A 25660-nucleotide genomic window follows, 5' to 3' on the forward strand; every position below is an offset into this window, starting at 1 on the left:
GAAATTATGATTAAAAAAATTGCCATTGCATTCGTTGCGATCATCCTTATGGGATGTAAAAATGAAAACAAATCATCAGCAACAGAAACACCAAAAGAAATCGCTAAATTTTCTCCAGAAGTAGAAGAAAATGCAGTTATTTATGAAGTAAACATCAGACAATATTCACCAGAGGGAACTTTTAATGCGTTTACAAAAGACATTCCACAATTAAAAGAATTAGGTGTAAAAATCATTTGGGTAATGCCTATTTTTCCAATTTCTCAAACCAAAAGAAAAGCAACAGGTGGAGATGATAGCAAATTTGCTTCTGATATGCCTGCCGCAGAACAACACAAATATTTGGGAAGTTATTATGCTGTTTCTGATTTCAAAAAAGTAAATCCAGAGTTTGGAACTATTGAAGACTTTAGAAATTTAGTAAAAACGGCTCACGAAAACGGCATCTATGTTATTTTAGATTGGGTACCAAATCACACGGGTTGGGATCACGTTTGGATAAAAGAACATCCAGAATATTATACCAAAAACGCAAAAGGAGAAATTATCGATCCAATCAATCCAGAAACTGGAAAATCATGGGGTTGGTCTGACGTTGCTGATTTGAACTATGACAATCAAAATCTTAGAAAAGAGATGGCTTCCGATATGATGTATTGGGTTAAAAATGAAAATATTGACGGTTTCCGTTGTGATGTGGCAAGTAATGTGCCGTTGGATTTTTGGAAACAAACTATTCCGCAATTGCGAAAAGAAAAAAATATTTTCATGTTAGCTGAAGCTTGGGAACCTGAATTATTAAAAGAAGGTTTGTTTGATATGGCTTATGGATGGGAAGCGCACCATACAATGAATAAAATTGCACAAGGGAAAGAAACCGTTAAAAATTGGGATACCTACATAGAAAAAATCAACAAAGACTATGAAGCGAATGACATCTTAATGAACTTTGTTGACAATCACGATGAAAATTCATGGAACGGAACCACAAAAAGTCGATTAGGAAAAGCAGAAGAGGCCATTACTGCGTTATCATATGTAATGCCAGGAATGCCATTGGTATATAGTGGTAACGAGTATGGATTAGATTATAGTTTGAAATTTTTTGAGAAAGATTCTATCCCAAAAACTAAAGGAGCTGCTTGGGAACTGAGAGCAAAATTAGGAAAATTAAAAAATGAAAATAGTGCATTAAATGGCGGAAAAAACAAAGCTACATACAAAAGAATTAGTACTACTAATGAAAATGTATTGGTATTTGAAAGAATAAAAAACAATAAAAAAGTAATTTATATTGCTAATTTATCTGCTGAAGCTGTTGATGTAAAAATAGATCTTAATGGAACATTTACAAATCATATGATTGGGAAACCAATGGGTATAAGTAAAAACCAAGTCTACTCTATTTTACCATGGCAATATTATATTTTGACTAACTAATTACGAAATTTATTTTAGCTCAATTTTTTAATTACATAAGTTACAATACCCCAGACAATTAATTCGTTGTGTTCTTCAATTTTTATTGATTTATACAACGAATTTTCTGGTATTAAAAACAACGAATTACCTTCCATTTTTATTCTTTTAACTGTAAATTCACCGTCAATTAAACAAACCGCAACTTTATTGTTTTGCGGCTCAATACTTCTGTCAATAACTAAAATATCTCCGTCGTCAATTCCTGCTCCAGTCATAGAATTTCCACTTGCTTTAGCATAAAAAGTGGTTTCTCTATTTTTGACCAATATTTTATCTAAACTTATTTTATTTTCTTCAAAATCTGCTGCTGGCGATGGAAAACCAGCTTTAATTCCGCTGGAGATAAATTGTTGCCCATCTGAAAATCCTTCATCCGGAATAAAAAAGATTAATTTTGAATTTACTAGCATTTTATCACGAGTATTTCTTTAATGTTAGTTGTATATTTTCTAGACAAATGATATTGCTTCATTTTCCATGTTCGTTGCAAATCTTGGTTTCCTAATCTAATTTTTCGTTCACCAAACTTTGCATGTTGTGCATCCATAACTTCCATTATTTTTTGAAATTTTGGATTCTCATCATCAAATAAGTGAAATTGTCTTTGATTGGCAGGAATTATTTCGGTTACAATTACGCCAGCCTTTTTATAGGAATCGCCCTCTTTATATAATTCAGACAACATTTTTAAAGCTAAATTACTAATTGAAAAAGAAGTATTGCTAGGAAAGGGTAATGTGGACATTTTATAAAAATTATAACGTTCACCATTTGCTTTAAATTTATCTTTTTTTAGGAACAAAATTACCCCATAACAACAGGAATTTTGCTTTCTAAGTTTTTCTGCACAAACTGAAGCAAAAGTTGAAACACGCTCTTTTAATTCACTATAAGAAACAATATCTTTTTCAAAACTACGTGTAATTGCAATATTTTTTTTAGTTTTTGGTTCTTCTAAACTTAAAACTGATTTTCCTTCCAATTCATACTTTAAACGCATTCCTACAACGCCCATTTCTCTTTTTATGAAACTTTCGTTATGTGGTAAAGTAAAATCATAAGCGGTTAGAATTCGTTGTCCTTGCATTTTTTTAGTTAATCGATAACCAATTCCCCAAACATCCTCAATTTTTGTCCATTTTAAAGCTTTAATTCTTTTTTCATCTGTATCAATAACATAAACTCCATTGGTGCGTTCTGGAAATTTTTTAGCAATTCTATTGGCTAATTTTGCTAATGCTTTAGTAGGAGCAAATCCAATTCCTGTGGGAATACTTAGCCATTTCATCAATTTATTCTGAATTGTTACCCCATATTGATGATAATCTGAAAGGGATACTCCATTAAAATTTAAGAAAGCCTCATCAATACTATATACCTCAACACTTGGACAAAAACCTTCAAGAATTTTCATTACACGCTGACTTAAATCGCCATAAAGTGCATAATTAGAAGAAAATACTTTGATGTTGTGCTGTTTGATTACATCCCTTACTTTAAATTCGGGTGCTCCCATGGGAATTCCAATTGCTTTCGCTTCATAACTTCGTGAAATAATACAACCATCATTATTCGATAAAACCACAACAGGTTTTCCGTTATATTGAGGCTGAAAAACACGCTCACAAGAGACGTAGAAGTTATTACAATCAACTAAAGCATACATCTTGTAAAATTACTTTTCTTTTTTAAGAAAATGGGCCAAGACAATTGTTAATGTTAATAACTTTGGTTTATCGTATCAATGAAAAGTGGGCTCTAAATGTTTGTCTTGTTTGCGAATTTTGAGGCAAATAATCTACTGTAAACCAATAATCTGTTGAAGGCAATTTTTCACCATTAAAAGTGCCATCCCAAGCAGAATTAGCGGGAGATAATTGTTTCAAAAATTTCCCATATCGGTCAAAAATAAATATTACAGCTTCTGGTTGTTGGCTTAAATCCCATATATTCCAAAAATCATTAATACCATCACCATTTGGCGTAAAGTAGTTTGGATAATTAATGATATAAATAGGTCCTAAACGGGTAGGAGAACAATCGCCAAGCGCATCAAAAATAGTAACAAAATATTCACCCGTAGCTAAATTTGAAAACACATTACTGGATTGTAATTCACTAACGCTGCCGTTAGGGTATTCGAGTTGGTATAGATAAGTGCCAAAGCCTCCCGTAAGATTGACCGTAATAAATGTATTATTTTCAAAAGCGGAACTCACTGTGAAATTAGCAACAGCTGGCCCAGATTGAGTAATGGTAACGGTAGTTGCATTATAGTTGCAATTACTACCAACATCTGGAGTAAGTTTAATAAACTCCACATCATATATACCTGCTTGTGATGCCGTATAATTAGGACCTGTCCCCATAAGTACTCCATTTAAATACCAATTCACAGTATAAAAAGCAGGATTTAATCCAGAATTTATCGTAAAAGTCCTTAAAACATCACCTGTTTCAGAATCTACACAAATAATACCGCCGTTAATAGTAATATCTAACAATGGGTGAATCGTAAATGTAAATGAAATTTCATCGTTACAATTTGGATTACCAATAGCTGAAGCATGCACATAATAAGTATAGGTTCCTGGTGTTGTAATATTTAAATTTGATATTAAATCTGAAGAATTACCTCCTGGTTGCGAATAATAATTAATATCATAAACTGTTGTTGGCAATGTTGGCAAGACATAAGTTCCACATTCATCAGTATCAAACACTAAACCCAAAGCAGATAGATTTGGCGTTTCGGAAACAATAATATCAAAACTATCTTCTTGCGTACAAATTATTCTATCTCCGTTAATTGCATACACATAAATCGTTGTTGTTGTATTAGGTGTATTAAAAATGGTTCCTGGAGGCACCGGATTTATCCCATTCGGATTATAAAAATATCCTATTGAATAATTAAATGGTGTTGGCGCAATATGTGTTAATACAGGTAGCTGATAATTTTCAGATTCACAAACATTCACTTGCTGATAATCAGGTAAATTAATACCATTATAAGTTACTGTAAATGGTCTATTAATTTCGCAGCCAGTTGCCGTGTTTATATTATATAGATAAAACGTTTGTGTCGAATCAAAAATAGTAGAAGAAGAAACTACAACTCCTGTTCCAGAAGGACCTCCTAATGCTGTATAAACAGTTCCGTTCACTGGCGATGGAATAGAATAAGGAGTACACTCCACTCTATCTATAACTCCATCAGCTGGTGGAAATGGATTTATTGAAATCGTAAAACTTGATTCGTTATCACAACCATTAGCATCTGGCACACTATAAATATAATAGGTTCCTGGTGCTAAATGTATTCCTGATAAATCAATAATATCACCTGAATTTAATTGCTGTTGACCAATAATAGTTGGTCCACCAGATAAAGTATAATAGGTTCCGTTTGTTAAAGTTGGTAGTATAAATTCTCCACAATAAATAGCACTAGGAAGTACATCAACTGTAGGTCTTGGGTGAATAGTAATTGTATAATTTAAATTATCCGTACAGTTAGGAAGTACTGTCGTATTTGCATAATAATAAACCGTTTGAGAGGACGTAATATTAAAATCAGTAATCTGAGTTCCTCCTCCCATTGGAGCAGTATAATAACCTCCAAAAGGAATAGAAGGTAATGTATAATTTCCACACCCAGAAACAGCAGTAAACTGCGTAGTGTCTACTAAATTGATTTGAAAACTGTTTTCTAAAGAGCAATTTCCTAAGGATCCAGAACTATTTGTATGTGCTGCTTGATTAAAAACATAATACATCCCTGGAAAATTAGGTCCTGTAACACTTATAACATCTCCAGCAAATAAAGGAATTCCAGAACCAAATGGTCCTGTAAAATAATTACCATTAGTCAAAGGAGGTAATACATATGAATCACAAGTTGTAACATCTGCAGGATCATCAATCAAAGGCTGAGGATGAATATAAATAACAAAAGCATCATCTCTACAAAAAACACCATCCACTTCAGCGTAATAATGAATTGTCATGGTTATTGTTGCCGCAGTAGTATTCGAAAACTGTGTCCCCTCGCTCAATAATGTCCCAATTCCAGATGGCCCACCAGAAGCTGTGTAAAAACTCCCAATTCCATATGGTGCTGTTGGAATGGTAAATGTTCCGCAATGATCTAAAATGGGCACATATTCATCAATAAAATACGCATTAAAAGATGATTCATTCGTACACCCATTTGAATCGGGACCAATAAAAATATAATATGTTCCACTCGAATCAATGATATCACCAACATTTAGTTGTACTTGTCCTATTGTGGTAGGACCTCCCGGCAATAAATAATACGTTCCGTTTACAATTGCTGGTAATACAAATTCACTACACTCTACTGGGTCTGGCAAATCATCTACAATTGGAAGTAAATTTAAATTAATTGTTAAAGATGTAACATCAAAACAATTGGGATTTGAATTGTCTTGCATCCTAATTCCGATTGTTACCGAAGTTGTCCCATTTGGAATGGAAATAAAAGTAATTGGCCCCACTCCAATTGAAGCCTCGGCTATTGAATTATAATAAGATATAGTGTAATTAACAGGTGATTGTCCATTTAAAACTTCTGCATCTAAAAGCGGAGTAAATATGTACTCGGTAGCTCCTGGCACTTCACATAGTGAGACATCAACCGGTTGTGTAGCATCAACTGCGCTTGTAACAATTAAATCAAATGGATAAACTGCATCGCAGAAATTCCCAGTAATTGTATTGAATACTTTAATAAAAATAGTTTGTCCGCCAGAACTCAAATAAGAAGATAAATTTCCGTTTGGAATGGGTGTGTTAGCGGTTATATCTGCTGCAGATTCATAATAAAAAACATCATAAATTGCTGTATTTAATCCTAATGTTATTTCATTATTTGTAGTTAAATCAAAAGCGTAAGAAGTTGCACCTGTATTACAAGTTTGTAAATTTTGCGGATTAGCTACTACTAAATCTGTAAATACAACCGTATCTGTTATTAAACAAGCCCCTTTTGTTGCTTCTACAGTGTATGATCCAGCATTAGTGACAGTATAAGAAGAGTTTGTTTCTCCAGGAATGGGATTGCCATTTTCAAACCAAGTATATGTATATGTAGCATCTAAACCTGTATCTAAAAGATAATCATCTCCCGTACAAATTATCTGATCTGGCCCCAAGTCTAAAGTAGTTGTAAAACTACCTGCTGCCAAAAATACAGCGGAATCAAATCCAGCATCATTATAATCGCCAATAACCAATCGGATTTTGTATGGAGTATTAGGTGTAACTGCAGAGGCTGCATTCATTACTACAGTATGGCCTCTCATGTTCAAAGTTGATGCTGCTGGATTGTTTACATTAAATACATCAAAAAAAATAGGATTAGACGAAGCACATGCAACATTGTATGCAGCATCCCTAATGTCTTTTACTGTAACAGGGGTATTTGTTCCAGGAATAACGGCCAAATTTGTAGAAACTCCTGAACTTAAATCTGTTAAAACAAAAGCAAAAACATCACTAAAACCACATTGATATTGCCCATATTCATTTGAAGCAAATAAAAAGTCAAAACTGAACGTGTTAGATAATGAAATAAAGTCAAATTCTAAAAAGGCAATATCTGTAATTGCTCCTGATTGTCCACTTGAATTACTTAAATTTTGCAAATAAGTATCTCCGTTTGAATTAATTTGCGAACTTAAATTTAGATTATTATATATTCCTTGCGTATTTGTTGCTATCCCATTCCTAATAATTATTCCTTCATTAATTGGAAATAAAGAAGCATTTCTGTTAAAATATGCCACTGATTGTGGAGAAGAAATTGAAATATTAGAAACCTCAACACACGAATTACCTAGTAACAAATCAACTAACTGTGCTGGTGAATTTGAAGTATTATCAACTAGTATGGTTTGTGAAAACAAACTTGTTGAAATAAAAAAGGCGAGTATACTAACTATTTTTTTCAAGATTTTTCTTTTTTAAATTAAAATCATTGATATAAATGTAGGGAAAAAATAAAAATGATGGTAATTGCATTATAAAAAAGGTCGAACAATTATAAATTGTTTAATCTTTTTTATAATGCAATAAATTATTTATTAATCATTCAATTTCAATACTGCCATAAACGCTTCTTGAGGGATTTCAACATTTCCAACTTGTCGCATACGTTTTTTACCTTTTTTCTGCTTTTCTAACAATTTACGTTTACGTGAAATATCACCACCATAACACTTGGCAGTTACGTCTTTTCGTAGTGCTTTGATGGTTTCACGAGCAATAATTTTTGCTCCAATTGCTGCTTGAATTGGAATATCAAATTGCTGTCTTGGAATTAATTCTTTTAGTTTTTCACACATTTTTTTACCAATGTGAAACGCATTACTTTCATGAATTAATGCTGAAAGTGCATCCACGGATTGTGCATTTAGTAATACATCTAATTTTACTAATTTAGATTCACGCATACCTATTGGATGGTAGTCAAAAGAAGCATAACCTTTAGAAACTGTTTTTAATCTGTCATAAAAATCGAATACAATTTCCGCTAACGGCATATCGAAATTCAATTCTACACGTTCGGTAGTTAAATACGTTTGATTAGTAATAACACCTCGCTTTTCGATACACAAACTCATTACATTTCCTACGAAATCAGATTTTGTAATAATTGTGGCTTTAATATAAGGCTCTTCTACTCTATCTAACTTTGAAGGCTCTGGCAAATCTGATGGATTATTTACAATCAAAATAGTCTCTGGCTCTTTCTTAGTGTACGCATGATATGAAACGTTTGGAACAGTAGTGATAACAGTCATGTCAAACTCACGCTCTAAACGTTCTTGAATAATTTCCATGTGTAACATTCCTAAGAATCCACAACGGAAACCAAATCCTAAAGCGGCCGAACTTTCTGCAGTAAATACTAACGAAGCATCGTTCAACTGCAATTTTTCCATCGACGCACGTAAATCTTCATAATCTTCGGTATCAACAGGATAAATTCCTGCAAATACCATTGGTTTTACATCTTCAAAACCATGAATCATATTAGTAGTTGGCGTTTTGGCATCAGTTACAGTATCTCCTACTTTCACTTCTTTTGCTTCTTTAATTCCTGAAATCAAATAACCTACATCGCCTGTCGAAATTTTATCTTTTGGTACCTGATTTAATTTCAAAGTCCCAATTTCGTCTGCAAAATATTCATTTCCAGTTGCCATGAATTTAATTTTCTGACCCTTTTTGATTTCACCATTTTTCACACGAAAAATAACCTCAATTCCCCTAAATGGATTATAGTGTGAATCGAAAATCAATGCTTGTAATGGTTCTTCTGGATCCCCTTTTGGTGGCGGAACTTTTTCTATAATAGCAGCTAAAATATTTTCAACACCAAAACCTGTCTTTCCAGAAGCATGAATAATATCTTCTAATTTACAACCTAATAAATCAATAATATCATCACTAACTTCCTCAGGATTAGCACTTGGTAAATCTACTTTATTTAAAACTGGAATAATTTCCAAGTCATTTTCTAAAGCCAAATATAAATTTGAAATCGTTTGTGCTTGAATACTTTGTGCAGCATCTACAATCAACAGAGCGCCTTCACAAGCGGCAATGGAACGAGAAACTTCATACGAGAAATCTACGTGACCAGGTGTATCAATTAAATTCAAAATGTATTTTTCACCTTTATAAGTGTATTCCATTTGAATAGCGTGACTTTTTATGGTAATTCCACGTTCGCGTTCTAAGTCCATGTTGTCTAATAACTGAGCTTTTTCTTCACGAGCGGTAACCGTTTGCGTAGCGCCTAACAAACGATCTGCTAACGTACTTTTTCCGTGGTCAATGTGTGCAATAATGCAAAAATTTCTAATGTTTTTCATCTTTCAATGTAAAGTTCATGTACAAGAGGCATTTTCATCAGTCAAACTCTTGTTCGTTTAATCTGCAAATATAAGCTAAAGTTTAGATTATAATGATATGTTTTTGAATCATAATATGGATAAAGTTGAAACAAAGCCGTTTATTTTTTCAAATCAGAAATAGTAGATTTTTCGCCTTTACTTATTAAATACAATTGTTCCGACATTTCATAAAGATTTGTTGCGCTGGTATTGCTAAAAACGATGATACTTTTGTCGTTCTCGAGCGTACGAATCCAATTGGTGTTGGAACCCAGAATACCTCCTGGACGATACACAAATTTAGTATTGAAAATACCATAACCATCGGCAAACCAAAATCCAAACGCCACATTATCAAGTGATCTATTTGGCGCAATCATAAGTTCGGTAGTTTTTTTAGAAAGTAATTTATAGTTGAAAATGGCAGTATCAAATTTCAATAAATCTTCCACAGTCGAATACATGGAACCTGAGCCAAAAAAGTTTTCTATATAATAAGGTTCGTCATTTTTAAATTCATTTGTTTTTTCATCCATAGTGTAAGAATCCACTAAACCCGGAATAATATCTGTTGATTTTAACATATTGGTATTTTGCATTTGAAGCGGTTTTAGGATTTTTTCTTCCAAATTTTTTTCAAATGATTTTCCAGTGATGTTTTCGATAATTTTATGCAAAATCATATAATCTCCATTATTATATGCGCTCTTTTTCCCTGGAATTGTGTCCAATTTATTACTACAGTAAGTGTCAATATAATCATCAATTGACAAGGGTAATTGGTAGGTTTTCAATTGGAGTTTTTCGGCAAGATTTGGAATTGCAGAACTGTAGGTAAGTAAATTTTCAATGGTAACTTTGTCTTTTGCTTCGCCTTTGTACTTTGGAAAATACGTTCCAAAAGTCGCTTTTAAATCAAGTTTTCCTTCTTGATAAAGTTGCAAAATTAAAACAGCAGTAAACGTTTTTGTTATCGATAAAATTTTGAATTTAGAATCGGCTTTAATTGTATTATTATGTTGTCTATTAGCAATTCCTGTTCCAGTTAAGAAGTCGATTTTGCCATTTGTAGCTACTAAAACGGTTCCGTTAAAGTTTTTTTGTGAATGATAATAATTTACAACTTCGGTATATTTTTCTGTTTGAGTAAATCCGAATTGGAAAACTAGTAATGTGATAATTGATAAAATTTTTCTCATAATTAAAACCTATATAATGTAAAACTACCATAAAAAATTTACTAAAAATGTAAAAATGTAATTAAAGTGTTTATACTTATCCTATTAGATTAAATTTCATAACTAAATATTCTTAACTATCTTTGCAAAAAAAATAAAGCAATGCCAAAAATTGGTAACATCATACTACCCGATTTTCCTTTATTATTAGCCCCAATGGAAGACGTAAGCGACCCACCATTTCGTCGTTTATGCAAATTACATGGCGCTGATTTAATGTATTCTGAATTTATTTCTTCTGAAGGATTGATTCGCGATGCCGTAAAAAGCAAACAAAAGCTAGATATTTTTGATTACGAAAGACCGGTTGGAATTCAAATATTTGGCGGTGATGAAGAAGCTATGGAGATGTCTTCGCGAATTGTTGATGCCGTTCAACCTGATTTGGTAGACATCAATTTTGGTTGTCCAGTTAAAAAAGTGGTTTGTAAAGGTGCTGGTGCTGGTGTTTTAAAAGATGTAGATTTGATGGTGCGATTAACCAAAGCTGTTATCAAAGGAACTAATCTTCCTGTTACAGTTAAAACACGTTTGGGTTGGGATGAAAGCTCCATAAATATTGATGAAGTTGCAGAACGTTTACAAGATATTGGTGTGCAAGCTTTAACGGTTCATGCCAGAACGCGTGCCCAGATGTATAAAGGTCATTCGGATTGGAGTCATATTCAAAGAATTAAAGAAAACCCTAGAATTACGATGCCAATTTTTGGAAATGGCGATATTGACTCTCCTGAAAAAGCATTGGAATACAAAAATAAATACGGTTTAGATGGCATGATGATTGGTCGTGCTGCTATTGGTTATCCGTGGATTTTCAACGAAATTAAACATTATTTCGCTACAGGAGAAAAATTAGCTCCACCAAGCATGAATGATCGAATTGAAGCTGCAAAAAATCACTTAATTTGGAGTATCGAATGGAAAGGTGAACGATTAGGCATCAACGAAATGCGTCGTCATTACACGAATTATTTCAAAGGCATTCACGGTTTTAAAGAATACAAACAAAAATTGGTTACCACAGATGGTATCAATCAATTATTGGATGTATTTACTGAAATAGAACAAGTGTATGCGGATTATGTTTTTGAGGGATAAAACTTATACCTCAATCCTTTTCCATTTTCCTTTTTTATACAAAATGTAACCTGCAATTGTTATGCAGGCTTCTGCAATTGGAATAGCCATAAAAACGCCTGTTGGCCCCATTTTCATATACTTTGCTAAAAAATATGCTAAAGGAATTTGAAACAACCAAAATCCGAAAAAATTAATTTTTGTGGGTGTCCAAGTATCTCCTGAACCGTTAAAAACATTAATGAGCACCATGCCAATTCCGTAAAAAACATAACCAATACTCACTATTTGAAGTGCTTCAACAGCAATTTTTAAAACTACCTCATCGTTTGTAAACAACGAGACAATATATTGAGCACCCGTTAAAGTGATAATTGTAATGACTGCCATAAAAATCACATTGTACTTCGCAGTTATAAAAACCGATTTTTCAGCACGATCCACTTGTTTTGCTCCTAAATTTTGACCCACTAAAGTTGCGGCTGCACCACTTAATCCCCAAGCAGGAAGTATGAAAAACATCATAATTCGCAATGCCGTTTGATACCCCGCAGAACCTTGATCTCCGCCTGTTGTTGCCACCAATTTAGCTAAAAATATCCAACTGCACGATGCAATCACAAACTGTAAAACACCTGGAGCCGCAATTTTTAACAATGCTTTAATTTGTTCAAAATCAGGAGTAAGATAAGCTATAATCATTTTAATAACACCCTTTCCGTTAAAGAGATGATAGACTTGATAAACAACCCCAATACTTCTTCCAATAGTAGTAGCTATTGCAGCTCCCGTTAGTCCATAAGCAGGAATTGGTCCCCATCCATTAATTAAAATTGGATCTAAAATAATGTTACAAACATTTGCTAACATTAAACTTTTCATGGCTATAGCAGCATTTCCAGCACCTCTAAAAATTCCATTAATCAAAAATAAAAGCATAATTGAAATACTTCCTCCCATCATAATTTGAACAAAGGGCGTTCCGTAAATAGCAGATTCTGTTGAAGAACCCATCCACATGAGCAAATCCGTTGCAAAAACTACCCCGAAAATACTAATAACTGTATTGATAGAAACAGCTACAACAATCGCTTGCATTCCTGCTTTAGCTGCTGCAACAGGATCTTTTTCACCAATTCTTCTAGCAACAACAGCTGTGGCTGCCATACTAATTCCAATAGCTAACGAGTAAATGATTGTGAGAACAGATTCGGTTAATCCAACAGTTTGTACAGCAAAACTGCTGTTTTCTAAATGCCCAACAAAATACAAATCCACTAATGCAAAAACCGATTCCATCATCATTTCCAAAACCATTGGAATGGCTAGTAAAATGACTGCTGTTTTTATTTTTCCAGATGTAAAATCATAGTTTGACTCACCATTTAATGCCATTTTAATGGTAGAAAAAATGCGAGAAAATATATTTTTTGATTTTTTTTCGGTCATTTTTAATAAAAATTTAGATGAGTAAAATATTTTTATACAAATAAACCAAATTTAATTCAATCCAAAATATACAATGGGAATTTGTAATGAAAAATTAATACTTCTAAAGTCAAACAATTTTTCATAATATAAATTGGAGTATATTCTAATTGGCTTTTCATGAATATTAAATTTAATTGTTTTTGAAACTCCTAGAACATAATTAGTTAAATGATTTTCATATAAATTAATTTCATAATAAGGTGTCAATTCAACAGATTCAATTTTTTTACTAAATGCCAAATCCAATCCGTTGTATCTTGAATCAATTACTAGTTGATTGTAAGAAATTCCAAAATTGAAATATTTATCAATTGAAAATGCGTAGTTTATTTTATAATTTTCAAACTGCCCAACTGATTTTATATAATCTAAATCATGTTTCTCGTAAGAAAATCTAATTACATCAGAATAAGATTTATTAGCAGAAAATATCGAGTTTTTACTAATGTAAGTTTGAATTCGTGAATTACCATTAAAATCAACTTGATAGTTTAAAGAAGCTCCTATTTTGAATTCCTTTTTATTAATCTTATTGACATAATAATGACTACTAAAACCAAACGGCAATCTATAATCCCCCAAATAATCAAGATTTACAAAAGAATTATGAAGTTTATAAAATGCAATACTACCATTATTCGAATAGATATAACCATTTGGTAATTCCTTTTGAAAATCAACACTTAAACTATCAATCTTAGTTATTTTTAAAAACTCATTAATAAACATATTGATTTTTTTTACTTCAAACAAAGTTGAGTCTTGATATTTTGGCGACCAATAAGACTTTACATTGTAAGTTTTCTTTGTTGCTTTTTCAAACCTATAAGTAATTCCATCAAAACCAAATGTCCATTTAACTATTTTGGAATCATCTGGAATTGTATCTAATTTTGAAAAATCTATTAAATTCTCTATTTTTTGTAATTGTACGTTATCTAAAGGATATTTTCTAATAATAGTATCAACAACAACCTCCTTCTTGCTTTGATAAACAAATTTAGTAACGAATCCATTATTTTGATTCAAGGAATCCTTCCAAAAATCAATTTTAGTTCCATGAAATGATAACCTAAAATAAAAATCTTCTTGAGTCGTTTTTAAATTCTTTAAGTCAAACTTTTTTAATTGAGGTAACTCATATTTTTCAAAATATGAGTCATTGATTGAGTCAATAATTTCTTTTTGAGCAAAACCCAATTGAAAAAAGAGAATCAGAATGAAGACTTTTTTAATCATAATCAAATATAGAAAAATTACATAACTATATAGATGTACTATTTTACTAAAAGGTTGGAATTATTTCAAAGATTCTGAAACAAGTTCAGTATGATAGAATCCTATTATTTACCCATGATAAACCCTAGAAAACACAATCTTTCCGTCTTTAATTTCTAAAACTTCGGCTACTAACATATCTTCTTCACCTTCTACTTGACGTGTGTATTCCATAAAAACTCGGTCAGTGTTAGCGGTTAATGAAGTTACTTTGTAGTGTAAAGTTGGCAATCGATCAAAAGCATCTTGCCACCAAATGCGCATGGCTTCTTTGCCAATAATTAAACCATTGGTTTCAGGTTGACGCATTTTTAATTTCGGACTAAAATGTTGGGCCTCGTCGTCGTATAATGCTAACAATTTTTCTAAATTTTTGGTATTGAAAGCATCAAACCATCTAATGGCAATTTGTTGTAGTTGATTAGGCATAAAGTTTAAAATTTAAACGCAAATCCCGAAGCTTCGGGACGCAAAACGTTAATAAATAAAAAAGACACAAAGAAAAAATCGATGTGCCTTTATATTTTATAAAATGGTATTAAGCATTTTTAAGGTTGATGATTTCTTGTTCAGTTAAGAATCTCCAATCACCTCTTGGTAAATTTTTCTTAGTCAAACCGGCAAAAGTTACACGGTCTACTTTTAAAACATCATATTTTAAGTGTTCAAAAATTTTACGAACTACTTTTACATTAGACGTTTTCATTTTGATACCTATTTCACTTTTTGGTTGATCTTCAATATAGGTAATTTCCTCCACAAATACTTTGTGTTCTTCAATCATTAATCCTTTTTGGATTTTTTCTAAATCTTCGTATTTTAAATTTTTATCTAACGAAACTTGATATACTTTAGATGAACGTTGATTTGGAACCGTGAATTTCTGTACGATTTCGGTATCATTGGTAAACAACAACAAACCCGTTGTGGTCTTATCCATTCTTCCAACAGGCATTAAGTTTGCTTTTGAAGCACCTCGAACTAAATCCAATACATTTGCAGATCCTGGAGAATCGTCTCCTGCTGTTGAAAAGTTTTTAGGCTTATTTAACAATACATATTCTTTCTTTTCTGGAGTAATATTCACTCCATCAAACTGAACCACATCGGTTAATTTAACGCGGTGACCCATTTCGGTAATGACTTCACCATTTACTTTTACATTACCACTTTGAATGTAAATATCCGCATCTCTACGGCTACACATTCCTGAATTAGAAATATAACGATTTAGACGAATTTCGTCTGGATTAGATGGTCTTTTTGGAGATTTCGGAGCTTTTGGAGCTTCTGGTTTTGCCGCTTCTGGTTTAGTTGCAAATTTTGAAGGTGCTTTACGAATTGGTGCATTTCCTCTTGAATTGCTATCTTTCTTGTAGCCTCCTTGTCTTGCTGAACCTGGACGGCTTTTATCATTCCCTTGACGTGACATAATTATAAACAAATTTTTGCAAAGATATAACTAATATGTTGAAACGCCCACTTTAGTTTTTTAAATCCAAAAATGATTGGCAGAAACAACTAATATAAAGATAAAGAATGAGTTAAAATTAGTTTTTTTCCATGAAATAAAACTGAAGGCTCTATTAATACAATACAAAAAACACCTGAAACAATTATAAACTTTAATAAAAAATGAAGTTTTAAATATTCTGTTTTTGTAGTTGCTTTCCACAATAACGTTGCAAAGAACAACAAAGTAATTAAGCTTAAATAAAAGTAAATATCCATGTAACCTACATTGTAAATTTCGACTAAGAAATATACTGGTATCAATGTTAAAACAGTTAATACGGAAATAATAGTTTTTGCTCTTTTTTCACCAAAAACCACAGGAATTGTCTTATAATCCGCAATTAAATCGCCTTCGATATTTTCTAAATCTTTAATTAATTCTCGAATTAAAATCAATAAAAACAAAAAAGTAGCGTGTGCAAAAATAACTTCATAGAAATTTTTATAGTACATCAAAATTCCGAAGAAAGGTAAAACCGCTAAAACGGATGCCGTGATATTTCCAATTAAGAACATTTTTTTCAACTTATGCGAATAAAACCAAATCAAGAAAATGTAAGCCGAAAAAAACAACATCGCTCGCCAAGAAATGAAGAACATCAGCAAAGCCACAATGAAATTAATCGTAAAATAAACTTTTAACTTGGTTTCCTGACTCACCAAACGGTCAATCATTACTTTTTTTGGACGATTGATTAAATCTTTTTTGGCATCATAAAAATTATTGATAATGTAGCCAGAAGCAATTGTTAACGTAGAAGCGACCACAATCAAAAACAAACGCCAATCGAGTATAATGTCTAATGCTCTTTTTTCGGGAGCTAAAATAAAAATCGCCGAAAGATATTGCGCCAATGCAATCACCCAAATATTGTATCCTCTAATTACAGAGAAAAAACTGAATATTTTAGTAAGAACTAATTTGGTTTTACGGGTGAGCATGAGTTTTTGTTCAAAGTTTAAAGTTTAAAGTTGCCTTCAAACTATAAACATTAAAAATTATAAACTACTTCTAATTTATAGTCTTTTAAAGCTATTTTTGCTTTGTCTAAATCTTGGGTAAACCCTAAAATATAACCACCACCGCCAGAACCACATAACTTAAGGTAGTAGTCATTTGTGTCGATTCCTCTTTGCCACACTTGGTGAAATTGCTCTGGAATCATCGGCTTAAAGTTGTTCAAAACTACTTTTGATAGTTGTTTAGTGTTTTCTAACAACGATTTTACATCGCCATGCAAGAAATTTTCCACGCAAGCATCGGTATATTTTATGAATTGTGATTTTAACATTGTACGGAAACCGTTGTCTTTTAAGTTTTCCATAAAAATAGAAACCATTGGAGCCGTTTCGCCCACAATTCCTGAATCTAGTAAGAAAACAGCACCTTTTCCTTGTGTACTTTGCGTTGGAATTCCAGTAGCTTCAATATTATCTTTCGAATTGATCAAAATGGGAATACTCAAATAGCTATTCAACGGGTCTAAACCTGAACTTTTTCCGTGGAAAAACGATTCCATTTGAGAAAAAATCGTTTTTAATTGCAATAATTTTTCACGCGTTAAATTTTCTAACACCGTGATTTTATCATGAGCATATTTGTCATAAATAGCAGCAACCAAAGCACCACTACTTCCTACACCATATCCTTGAGGAATGCTTGAATCAAAATACATTCCGCTGTTCACATCTTGTTTTAAAACTTCTAAATTGAACGTTACCAATTCAGGTTGATCAGCTTGTAAATTTTGTAAATAAGTAACAAACTTTTTTAAACTTTCGTTTGATTTAATTGCGCTTTCTGAAGGATTTTCATCTTTCTTTAAAGCACCGTTATAGAAATTATATGGAATTGAAAGTCCTTTCGAATCTTGGATAATGCCATATTCTCCGAAAAGTAATATTTTTGAGTAAAAAAGTGGTCCTTTCATAAATTTCAGTTTTCTTTTTCAGTAAACAATGAGTAAATGTACAAAATTAATTTGATTTAGCACCCGTACCAATTTCATCGCAAATATACTGACCATTTTGACAATAGCCAACTAATTCACTTTGAATAAATTGCAAGACGGTTTCTTTCACATTTTCAGGATACAAAACATGCACATTTGCTCCTGCATCTAATGTAAAACAAACTGGATTTTGGGTTTCATTTCTGAACTTCCAAATTTTGTTGATGATTTCTAATGTGTTGGGTTTCATTAAAATAAAATACGGCATCGAAGTCATCATCATGGCGTGTAAAGTCAAGGCTTCGCTTTCTACAAGTTTGATAAATTCTGCGACATTTCCAGCAGTTAAAATCCTTTTTATTTGAGATAAATTATCGTGTGCTTGAGCAAAACGTCTTTCAGCATAAGGATGATTGTGCATTAAATCGTGTCCAACCGTGCTCGAAACTTGCTTTTCTCCTTTATCAACAAGCAAAATTGTGTCTTGGTAATTTTTAAAGTTTTGATGCACTTCGGAAAACTCTACACCAAATAAATCCGAGCTTTCATTAATTTCTGCATGATTCCCCCAAACTACTACTTCACCTTTAATACTTCTGCAGGCACTTCCACTTCCTAATCTTGCTAAAAATGAAGCTTTTGAGTAGAAATATTCATCAGTAATAGTTGGATTAATTGCTTTTTCCAAACTCATGATGTTCATTGCTAAAGCGGCCATTCCGGATGCCGAAGACGCAATTCCTGAACTATGTGGAAACGTGTTTTGAGTGTCAATTTTGAAATGATATTCTTTCAAAAACGGACAATATTTTTCGATTCTTTCAAAGAATTTTTGAATTTTTGGTTTGAAATCTTCTTTTGATTTTCCTTCAAAAAGTAAATCGAATGAGAAACTATTGTTTTCTGATTTTTTAACTACTTCTAATTTTGTGATTGTTTTACAATTGTTTAACGTAAAACTTATTGAAGGATTTGCTGGAATTTGATGTTCTTTCTTTCCCCAATATTTCACTAGGGCTATATTACTAGGTGCGCTCCACTCAAAAATAGCAGATTCAATAGTGTTATGATGCGATGTAATAAAATCTTTTTCGGCAAGCATAGCTTAAAATTTTGACAAAAATACCTAATTTGATTGATTTGTTCCCTTGATATTTCGTTAATTTGCTTATAAATTTAAAATTATGAAAACGTATTCCCGAATTTTACTTTGTATCGCTATTTGTTTGGCCGTGGGATATTTGTCAAGCATTACTACACAATCGAGCATAAAAACTTGGTATCCAACGATTGAAAAACCAATTTTTAATCCGCCAAATTGGGTTTTTGCACCCGTTTGGACAATGCTTTTCATTCTAATGGGAATTGCTGCTGGTTTGGTTTGGAACAAACTAGAATCCAACAAAGAATTAGTTAAAAAAGGATTATTATTTTTTACTATTCAACTGCTTTTAAATGCTTTATGGTCGTATTTGTTCTTTGGATTAAACAATGTTTTATTGGCTTTAATCGAAATTATTTTGCTTTGGTTGGTAATTTATGAAACGTATCATATTTTCAAACAAATTGACAAGAAAGCTTCATATTTGTTGATTCCTTATTTAGCTTGGGTTGGTTTTGCAACTATTTTAGCTGGAAGTATTTTTTGGTTGAATCGATAAAAAAGACATAAAAAAAGGCGACTTCAAATTGAAATCGCCTTTTTTTAATATTTTGAAAAAATTATTTACTTCCCATTCCTTCCATTTCTTTGTAGAAAGTTTCTTTGAATTTTTCGTAATTATAATCTACTTTTAATCTTTCATCGGTTGAAATTCTGTTATTTAAAGTAGTAAGTAATGCGCCATTATTCAATTCAATTGCAATATATGTTTTGTATTTTCCTGCTGCAGTTTTAGTCAATTCTTCACAAATAGTTTTAGTACCTGAAATAGATTGATTGATCACCTCACGGCTTAAACCTTCATATTTTGCAATATATTCTTGTTTCCCAGCTGAATTTACATCGTTAAAATAGTTATCGATAACGGCTTTTAAAGTTACTTCAATTTGTCCAGCCAATTCTAAACGCGCATTACTCAATGCCATTCTTTTTGAGTTAGCTTGATCTGGACTTTCGCCTACACTATTTGCTCTAAAAAAATCTTTATCTGTAAAATATTTTGGACCACTGCACAAAACTTCTACTTTAACTTCTCCTTTAGGAGCATCTACTGGTTTTTCTTCTTTTTTACTTTTACAAGAAGCTGCGCTAAGCACTAATAAACCTACTAAAATTGTATTTCTCATGATTGTAATTTTTTTCATTTTTGTATAATTATTGTTAAACACTTATTTTTGGTATCAAATTTGAAATATTTGCCAATATTAACAAAAAAAACAACTAAAAAAAACGTTTGTTTGTTATTTTTGTTTTAAAATTGTCCCTTAATCAATAACTTTTTTTACAAAATACGTGCCAATTTATGAAATTGAATTTTACTCCAAAATATATTATTGCCCTATTGTTTCTAATTCTTTTTTCTTGTAGTGTAAAAAACTCGACCTTAAAAAAAGGTGCCGAAATGGAAAAATTAGGTAATTTTAAGCAAGCTTCTGAATTGTATTTAAGCGTTTTATATCGAAAATCAAATCTTCCAGAAATTGAAAATGCTTTGAGAAGAAGTGCGCAATTACACATTTCAGAAACGGCTTTTTCTATTGCAACAAAAAATGAAAAAAACGATAAAGAAGGAGTAGTAAATGAATATTATAATTTGAATGCTTTTGTAAATCAAGTTAACGCTTTTACAAAAAACATTGATATTGATCAGCAAACTATAGCAATCTACACAAAAAATTTAGACCAATATTTAATTGGGCAATATGATTTAGGCATTAAATACCTTTCTGAACAAAAATTTACTGAAGCTGAAAGTGTTTTTAACACAATTTCTCGTTTTAACGCTAATTACAAAGACACTTCTAAACAACTTAGTATTGCAATAAACGAACCTATTTATCTTTCTGGAATTCAGTTATTTGGAGAAAAAAAATACATGACAGCATACCACAAATGGAATGAAGTTTATACACGTGAACCCAATTATAAAGATGTAAAAAACAAATTACAACAAGCTCTGAATGAACGCTATAAAGAAGGAAGTTACTATTTAATGCAAGAAAACTTCAAAGAAGCTGCAATGGCTTTTGAGCAAGTAAAAAATATTAATATTAATTATTTAGATGTAAAAAATCTTTACAAAGAGTCTTCCTGCGAGCCTATTTATAGAAAAGCTGTAAAAGATTTAAAAATTAAAAAATGCCGAACTGCTTTTTTTGACTTAGATAAAATGATTCAAAACTTTGATGCGTATAAAAATTCAGATGAATTAAAATATCAAGCTTTAGAATGTGCGGAATATCCTATAATTGTTGAATCATATCGCGCTAGAAATTCGAACGGATTTGAAAATAACATTCAAAATGCTGTAATTGAAGATATCTTAGCTAGTAAAAACCCTTTTGTAAAAATCATCAAAGGAAGTAACGACATTGCTTCACCGTATTATAGAATTGGAGAATCAAGTAGAAATAATTCGCAATTAACACGTTACATTGCTAATTCTTACATAAAAACTAACGCTAAAGCTGTTTTAACAATTCACATCAACCAATACCAATTTGAAGAATCGCCTGTAAGAAGTTTTGATGTAAATGGAATTGAAATGAATAAGATGAAAGCAAAAAACGGAGCCGATTCGTTAGTAGAAAAAGCAGTAGTTTACAAAGAGTACCAAAAAAGAAGTACGCTACAATCAAGTATTACTTATCGTTTAGTAGAAATTACTAGTGGTAAAATTTTACTGCAAAAAACGATTCAGAAAAGTGAAATACAAGAATTGCGCTATGCTCGAAACAATAATTCAAATTTCAAAATGATTTATCCAACACGAGTGAATGCCAATCAAATTATTAGAGACGATTCGAATTATAAAAAATTACAAACATTATTTCAAACTAGCGAACAAATTAATAACCAGCAACTCGTTGATAATTTATTAAACGATTTTAGAAAGCAAATAGTTACTGAAATTTTACTTTTTAATCCTGAAGAATAATGATTAAGCATATCGTTTTATTGGTGAGTTTTTTTCTTTTTTTGGCTTGTGGAAGTTCTAAAAATAATTCAACTGTTTTAGAAAATGCTCCAGAATGGGTAGTAAAAACACCTGTAAATAATTTCAACTATATTGGCATTGGAATGGCATCAAAGGCATCTTCCGATTACAGAGAAAAAGCTCAAAAAATGGCGTTAACCGAGATTTCAAATAGTATTTCGGTTACTGTTTCCAGTAATAATTCATTAAACGTTTTTCAATATGATGATACTTTTAACGAGTTTTATCGCATGAATAGTATGGTTTCAAGCGCTGCTTTTTTAGAAGGATATGATGTGGTTGACGTTTTTGAGAATGAAAATTATTATTACACTTATTTAAGTTTGTCAAAACAAAAACACCAAGAATTAAAAAGAGCGCGCATCAATAAAGCGTTGGAATCGTCTTTATTCAAATTTGATTATGCCAAAAAATTAACTCTAGAAAAAAACTTCACAGAAGCTATTAAGCAACAAATTTATGCATTGGAAGACATTAGCGAATTTTTAAGTGAAGATTTACGTTACAAAGAAAATCAAATTGAAAAACCCTATGTGAGTTATTTGATGAATTCTATTTTTACAAGTTTGAATCAAATTGAAATACAATTCCCTTCAAAACAACTTAACATAAAACACGCTTCTGACCCAAAAGAAATCTATATTCAACCTATTACTGTTGTATCGCAAAATAAACCACTAAGTATGATTCCTGTTTCAGTATTTTACTCTTGGCAACCAGGACAAAAACTTGATTTAATTACCGAAAGCAATGGTAATATTACTTTAATTGTACCTAGAAATTGCAGCAAAAATAATTTGGAAAAAATCAACATTCTATTAGACACCTATTCTTTAGTTAAAAACATAAGTCAAAACCGTGTGGTGCAAAAAATATTTGAAAATTACCAATCAAAAAAATTCGAATTAACCGTTACTAAAAAGTTACCTACTGTTGAACTTGATGTTTTTTTAATTGAAAAAAATAGAAAAAACCTAAATGCTTTAGAAGACGAATTATTTCAATTGTTAGCAGCAGATTATTTTACTTTAGCTTCAAAAAATGCTAAGAAAGATTTTACAATTACAATAGAAAACAAAAAAGTTGAAAACTTACAAGTAAACGGTAAAATCTCTACAAAACTAGAAAGTAGAATAAAAATTACAAATAAAAGCGGCCATATTATATATCAAGAAACAATTCACAACGTAATTGGAATTGGTTCCAGCACAGAATTAGCTGAACAAGATGCTTTACAATCGCTTATGGATAAAATCAAAATGGTTAATTACACCGCTATGGTTCAAACGATGCTATAGTGTTTGCAACGATAAAACCTCCTGTCCAAGCATTTTGAAAATTGAATCCCCCAGTAATTGCATCGATGTTTAAAATTTCACCTGCAAAGTAAACATTTGGTAAAAATTTACTTTCCATAGTTTTGAAATTAACTTCTTTTAAATCGATGCCGCCAGCGGTTACAAATTCTTCTTTGAATGTGCTCTTCCCGTTAACGTGAAATTCGCCATTTACAAGTTGTTCAATTAACGAATTCAGCTGCTTCTTATTTACATCTGCCCATTTTAATTCTTCTGAAATACCTGATGCTTTAGTTAGATTTTCCCAAAGTCGTTTTGGCAATTCAAAATGTGCATATTTTGACACTAATTTTTTTGCATTTTCTTCTTTGATGTTTTTCAACAAATCAAGTGCTTCATCAAAAGTAGTTTCGTTTAACCAATTGACTTGAATAGCAAACTGGTACTTTTTTTCGGCTAATTCTCTAGCTCCCCAAGCCGAAAGTCTTAAAATTCCTGGTCCGCTCATACCCCAGTGTGTAATTAACAAAGGACCAGAAGCTTCTAGCTTAGACTTTTTGACTTTAACTGAAGCCATGGCAGAAAGCCCCATTAAATCTTTAATGCGTGGATCTTTGATATTAAAAGTAAATAACGACGGAACGGGCGCAATAATTGAATGCCCAAGATTTTGTAAAAGTTCCCATATTTTAGGATTACTTCCTGAAGCCATCACTATTTTTTCGCAAGTAAAAACTTCTTGAGTAGTAGTTACCTTCCAATGGGTTTCGGTTTTATACAATTCCTGAACACTGTGATTTGTTAAAACATCAATTTTTAGCTTTTGAACCGCTTCTTGAAAGCAATCAATTATAGTTTGAGAAGAATTGGAAACCGGAAACATTCTTCCGTCTTCTTCAATTTTAAGTTCTACTCCATGTTTTTCAAACCACTCAATTGTATCACCAGAACAAAATTGGTTAAATGGTCCTTTTAATTCGCGTTCGCCACGAGGATAAAATTTCACCAAATCATTTGGCACAAAACACGCATGCGTAACATTGCATCGTCCGCCACCAGAAATACGTACTTTTTCTAAAACGCTTTTTCCTCGCTCAAGAATAGCCACTTTTAAATTTGGATTTTTTTCTACGATGTTAATTGCTGTAAAAAATCCAGCAGCTCCTCCACCAATAATAATTATGTTGTATTTTGAATTCAAGTAATTTATTTTACTGCAAATATCGTTATTATTTTAATAATGCATTAGTTCTTCTAATCGATTCATTGTCTTTATAATCTAGCCAAGCTTGACCTTTGCGTTTTCGCATCCAATTATCATAATATCTGATAATGGCAACATTTAAAAACCCTTTTAATAAATTGCTTGGTCGGCCAGCTAATGAACGTAAACTCAATGAAAAACCTGGAGTTTCGTATTTCATGTAATGCCACCAACCTTCGGGCATGTATAACATTTCGCCATGCTTCAAGTTGGTTTTATATGGTTTTACATGCTTTAAAGCTGGGAATTTCTCGTAATCGGGATTATCAAAATCAATATCTTCATTACAAATCCAAGAATAAGGCAACCTATACATGAATTTAGTTTCCTTTGGGTCGACCAAAACACATTGTTTTTCACCAGCAAAATGAATGTGGAAAATATTTGGAAAATCAATGTCATAATGCATAAAAACCTTAGCTCCTTTTCCTCCAAAAAACACTAAAGGCAAGCTTTTTAAAAGTTTAATTCCAAGATTAGGCCACTTCATTTCTGATTTCATTTGTGGCACTTCTTTCATTAAATTATATAGAAAAATGCGTAAATCAGTAGGCCCTTTTTCAAGAATATCAATATATTCCGACATAGACATTGTAAAATCAGGTTCGTTTACTTTTTTGGTATAATCTGTTTTTCGTCCGTCGTACAAAGGTACTTTCTTGTCGCCTGCAATTTCTCTTAAATAATCAAAATTCCATTTCGTGTACGCTGGCCAATCTTCTATTTGGTTCGTAATAACAACCGGACGTTGTGGCTTGTAGTATTTTTCCAAAAACTCTTCTTTTGAAAGCTTTTCTACTCGTTCAATTTCAAAATATTCAAATCCCATAGTCCTCTATTTAATATTTTAATAAATAAAGATACGGTACAATTAAGCACTAACTTATGATTTGTTGTTTTTTTAATAAAATGTTATGATATTGCAACTTAACTTGCTAAAAATAAAACCCTACTGAAAAATCAGCAGGGTTCGATTT

20 protein-coding genes are annotated in these 25660 nt (G+C 31.7%); 5 read left to right on the top strand and 15 right to left on the bottom strand.

The genetic code is table 11. The annotated features are described in order from the left end of the window. The first annotated feature begins 6 nt into the window (after positions 1–6). Positions 7–1440: an alpha-amylase family glycosyl hydrolase gene (locus OLM52_RS10195; protein WP_413614410.1), complete on the top strand. Its 1434-nt coding sequence runs from the start codon at positions 7–9 to the stop codon at positions 1438–1440. Positions 1441–1454: 14 nt separating this feature from the next. Here the strand turns inward: OLM52_RS10195 and OLM52_RS10200 are convergent, their stop codons facing one another. From OLM52_RS10200 to OLM52_RS10220, 5 genes are all read right to left on the bottom strand, one after another. Beyond that, positions 1455–1892: a LexA family protein gene (locus tag OLM52_RS10200; RefSeq protein ID WP_264548404.1), complete on the bottom strand. Its 438-nt coding sequence runs from the start codon at positions 1890–1892 to the stop codon at positions 1455–1457. Continuing rightward, on the bottom strand, positions 1886–3148 hold the full coding sequence (locus tag OLM52_RS10205; RefSeq protein WP_264548405.1) for a Y-family DNA polymerase: 1263 nt from the start codon (positions 3146–3148) through the stop codon (positions 1886–1888). Before OLM52_RS10205 ends, OLM52_RS10200 begins: the two co-directional genes overlap by 7 nt. A 67-nt stretch (positions 3149–3215) precedes the next feature. Next, entirely contained in the window at positions 3216–7460 is a 4245-nt protein-coding gene (locus OLM52_RS10210; protein WP_264548406.1) for a T9SS type B sorting domain-containing protein, read from the bottom strand. A 132-nt stretch (positions 7461–7592) separates the two neighbouring features. Further along, positions 7593–9389, bottom strand: coding sequence for a translation elongation factor 4 (gene lepA / locus OLM52_RS10215; RefSeq protein ID WP_264548407.1), 1797 nt, complete (start codon positions 9387–9389; stop codon positions 7593–7595). A 140-nt stretch (positions 9390–9529) separates the two neighbouring features. Further along, on the bottom strand, positions 9530–10609 hold the full coding sequence (locus OLM52_RS10220; RefSeq protein WP_264548408.1) for a serine hydrolase domain-containing protein: 1080 nt from the start codon (positions 10607–10609) through the stop codon (positions 9530–9532). Between the two features lie 141 nt (positions 10610–10750). Between OLM52_RS10220 and dusB the strand changes: the two genes are divergently transcribed. Further along, the gene (dusB, locus tag OLM52_RS10225; protein ID WP_264548409.1) at positions 10751–11746 is read left to right on the top strand and encodes a tRNA dihydrouridine synthase DusB; all 996 of its coding nucleotides are present in this window, start codon (positions 10751–10753) and stop codon (positions 11744–11746) included. A gap of 3 nt (positions 11747–11749) precedes the next feature. Here the strand turns inward: dusB and OLM52_RS10230 are convergent, their stop codons facing one another. From OLM52_RS10230 to OLM52_RS10260, 7 genes are all read right to left on the bottom strand, one after another. After that, positions 11750–13174 carry an MATE family efflux transporter gene (locus OLM52_RS10230; protein ID WP_264548410.1) on the bottom strand — a complete coding sequence of 475 codons (1425 nt, stop codon included), beginning with the start codon at positions 13172–13174 and terminating at the stop codon, positions 11750–11752. A gap of 51 nt (positions 13175–13225) precedes the next feature. Next, positions 13226–14455: a hypothetical protein gene (locus OLM52_RS10235; RefSeq protein WP_264548411.1), complete on the bottom strand. Its 1230-nt coding sequence runs from the start codon at positions 14453–14455 to the stop codon at positions 13226–13228. A gap of 108 nt (positions 14456–14563) precedes the next feature. Next, positions 14564–14923 (bottom strand): nuclear transport factor 2 family protein, encoded by a 360-nt coding sequence (locus OLM52_RS10240; RefSeq protein ID WP_264548412.1) that lies wholly within the window; start codon positions 14921–14923, stop codon positions 14564–14566. Between the two features lie 109 nt (positions 14924–15032). After that, the gene (locus OLM52_RS10245) at positions 15033–15926 is read right to left on the bottom strand and encodes a pseudouridine synthase (RefSeq protein WP_413614411.1); all 894 of its coding nucleotides are present in this window, start codon (positions 15924–15926) and stop codon (positions 15033–15035) included. An 89-nt stretch (positions 15927–16015) separates the two neighbouring features. Beyond that, positions 16016–16951 (bottom strand): geranylgeranylglycerol-phosphate geranylgeranyltransferase, encoded by a 936-nt coding sequence (locus tag OLM52_RS10250; protein ID WP_264548413.1) that lies wholly within the window; start codon positions 16949–16951, stop codon positions 16016–16018. A 50-nt stretch (positions 16952–17001) separates the two neighbouring features. Next, positions 17002–17940, bottom strand: coding sequence for a mevalonate kinase (locus OLM52_RS10255; protein WP_264548414.1), 939 nt, complete (start codon positions 17938–17940; stop codon positions 17002–17004). Positions 17941–17986: 46 nt separating this feature from the next. Then, a complete protein-coding gene (locus tag OLM52_RS10260; protein WP_264548415.1) occupies positions 17987–19063 on the bottom strand; it encodes a diphosphomevalonate/mevalonate 3,5-bisphosphate decarboxylase family protein in 1077 nt (358 codons plus the stop codon). Positions 19064–19145: 82 nt separating this feature from the next. Here OLM52_RS10260 and OLM52_RS10265 point away from each other — a divergent pair, with 82 nt between their 5' ends. After that, on the top strand, positions 19146–19622 hold the full coding sequence (locus tag OLM52_RS10265) for a TspO/MBR family protein (RefSeq protein WP_264548416.1): 477 nt from the start codon (positions 19146–19148) through the stop codon (positions 19620–19622). 61 nt (positions 19623–19683) lie between these two features. Here the strand turns inward: OLM52_RS10265 and OLM52_RS10270 are convergent, their stop codons facing one another. Then, positions 19684–20268 (bottom strand): hypothetical protein, encoded by a 585-nt coding sequence (locus OLM52_RS10270; RefSeq protein WP_264548417.1) that lies wholly within the window; start codon positions 20266–20268, stop codon positions 19684–19686. Positions 20269–20426: 158 nt separating this feature from the next. On the opposite strand from OLM52_RS10270, the gene OLM52_RS10275 reads away from it, so the two are divergent. Beyond that, positions 20427–22061 carry a hypothetical protein gene (locus OLM52_RS10275; protein WP_264548418.1) on the top strand — a complete coding sequence of 545 codons (1635 nt, stop codon included), beginning with the start codon at positions 20427–20429 and terminating at the stop codon, positions 22059–22061. Next, a complete protein-coding gene (locus tag OLM52_RS10280) occupies positions 22061–23419 on the top strand; it encodes an LPP20 family lipoprotein (protein WP_264548419.1) in 1359 nt (452 codons plus the stop codon). Before OLM52_RS10275 ends, OLM52_RS10280 begins: the two co-directional genes overlap by 1 nt. Here OLM52_RS10280 and OLM52_RS10285 read toward each other — a convergent pair. After that, on the bottom strand, positions 23397–24620 hold the full coding sequence (locus OLM52_RS10285) for an NAD(P)/FAD-dependent oxidoreductase (protein ID WP_264548420.1): 1224 nt from the start codon (positions 24618–24620) through the stop codon (positions 23397–23399). The two genes, OLM52_RS10280 and OLM52_RS10285, sit on opposite strands and share 23 nt — an antisense overlap. Positions 24621–24648: 28 nt before the next feature. After that, entirely contained in the window at positions 24649–25512 is an 864-nt protein-coding gene (locus tag OLM52_RS10290) for a cupin-like domain-containing protein (protein WP_264548421.1), read from the bottom strand. Positions 25513–25660 lie beyond the last annotated feature (148 nt).

The organism is Flavobacterium sp. N2820 (assembly GCF_025947285.1).
Lineage (GTDB): Bacteria > Bacteroidota > Bacteroidia > Flavobacteriales > Flavobacteriaceae > Flavobacterium.